Origin of the sequence: Virgibacillus indicus (genome assembly GCF_002266285.1) — a bacterium.
Taxonomy (GTDB): domain Bacteria; phylum Bacillota; class Bacilli; order Bacillales; family Amphibacillaceae; genus Virgibacillus_K; species Virgibacillus_K indicus.
In genome coordinates this window covers 1-1,378 of record NZ_NPMS01000025.1, presented here as the reverse complement: position 1 = coordinate 1,378, position 1,378 = coordinate 1, and the positions used below count along the sequence as shown (strand labels likewise).

The 1,378-nt window shown below is 48.3% G+C and carries 9 tRNA genes and 1 rRNA gene; all 10 read left to right on the top strand.

The window, feature by feature from the left end:
• The first annotated feature begins 6 nt into the window (after window positions 1–6).
• The 10 genes from rrf (at window position 7) to CIL03_RS19260 (ending at window position 1,160) form a co-directional block, all read left to right on the top strand.
• A 5S ribosomal RNA gene (gene rrf, locus CIL03_RS19305) occupies window positions 7–122 on the top strand.
• Window positions 123–183: 61 nt separating this feature from the next.
• Window positions 184–259: transfer RNA gene (locus CIL03_RS19300), tRNA-Val, on the top strand.
• A 174-nt stretch (window positions 260–433) separates the two neighbouring features.
• A tRNA-Thr gene (locus tag CIL03_RS19295) sits at window positions 434–509 on the top strand.
• Between the two features lie 49 nt (window positions 510–558).
• Window positions 559–634: transfer RNA gene (locus CIL03_RS19290), tRNA-Lys, on the top strand.
• Between the two features lie 4 nt (window positions 635–638).
• Window positions 639–723: transfer RNA gene (locus CIL03_RS19285), tRNA-Leu, on the top strand.
• A 17-nt stretch (window positions 724–740) separates the two neighbouring features.
• Window positions 741–815: transfer RNA gene (locus CIL03_RS19280), tRNA-Gly, on the top strand.
• A gap of 7 nt (window positions 816–822) precedes the next feature.
• Window positions 823–911: transfer RNA gene (locus tag CIL03_RS19275), tRNA-Leu, on the top strand.
• A 1-nt stretch (window position 912) separates the two neighbouring features.
• Window positions 913–989 (top strand) — tRNA-Arg (locus tag CIL03_RS19270).
• A gap of 6 nt (window positions 990–995) precedes the next feature.
• Window positions 996–1,072 (top strand) — tRNA-Pro (locus CIL03_RS19265).
• Window positions 1,073–1,084: 12 nt separating this feature from the next.
• Window positions 1,085–1,160 (top strand) — tRNA-Ala (locus tag CIL03_RS19260).
• Window positions 1,161–1,378: the final 218 nt, after the last annotated feature.

Genomic DNA, 1,378 nt, shown 5'->3' with positions numbered 1-1,378 from the left:
GGAATGTCTGGCAGTAACAGCGGAGAGGTCACACCTGTTCCCATCCCGAACACAGAAGTTAAGCTCTCCAGCGCCGATGGTAGTTGGGGCTTTGCCCCTGCAAGAGTAGGACGCCGCCAGGCATTCAACTGATTTTTAAGAAAAATACTTAGTTTTACGGTTGATACAAGTTACTTACTTTTGGGAGGATTAGCTCAGCTGGGAGAGCACCTGCCTTACAAGCAGGGGGTCGCAGGTTCGAGCCCTGCATCCTCCACCATTTTTTATAAAAGAAATGCCGGCCTAGCTCAATTGGTAGAGCAAGCCGCTAGCTTCATCGAGTAAGCTTCCAGGTGCAGGCCTGCGAGGAGTGCTGCTTCACCGAAATTACTTGCAACACGACGAGCATTCTCGATAAATGCACAAATACAGTCTGGGTATCAAAATTCTATAAGCCGGCCTAGCTCAATTGGTAGAGCAACTGACTTGTAATCAGTAGGTTGGGGGTTCAAGTCCTCTGGCCGGCACCATTTTTAACTTATTAGTATAATCTTTTTTTATGGTGCACCACAATAGTACGAGCCATTAGCTCAGTCGGTAGAGCATCTGACTTTTAATCAGAGGGTCGGAGGTTCGAATCCTCCATGGCTCACCATTTTGCGGGTGTGGCGGAATTGGCAGACGCGCTAGACTTAGGATCTAGTATCTTCGGATGTGGGGGTTCGACTCCCTTCACCCGCACCATTTATTTTATATATTAAGCGGAAGTAGTTCAGTGGTAGAACACCACCTTGCCAAGGTGGGGGTCGCGGGTTCGAATCCCGTCTTCCGCTCCAGTAGTATGCCGGGGTGGCGGAATTGGCAGACGCACAGGACTTAAAATCCTGCGGTAGGTGACTACCGTACCGGTTCGATTCCGGTCCTCGGCACCATGCGCCCGTAGCTCAATTGGATAGAGTGTCTGACTACGGATCAGAAGGTTAGGGGTTCGACTCCTCTCGGGCGCGCCATTTTTACGGGAAGTAGCTCAGCTTGGTAGAGCACTTGGTTTGGGACCAAGGGGTCGCAGGTTCGAATCCTGTCTTCCCGACCACTAATAACTTTTGGGGCCTTAGCTCAGCTGGGAGAGCGCCTGCCTTGCACGCAGGAGGTCAGCGGTTCGATCCCGCTAGGCTCCACCAAATTAAATTTATTAATAAAACTCTTGACATGAAAGCAACAGCATGTTATATTAATAAAGTCGCCAATTTGAAGCGAAACAAAGAAATTTGCTCCTTGAAAACTGAACAAAACAACCAGTATGTCAGGAAAAACATGAACTGTTTTTTCTTTAAGAAACTCAGAAGGTAACACTTCTGAAAAGCTAAGACAATTGATGGAATTGATTGGTGTCGATTCC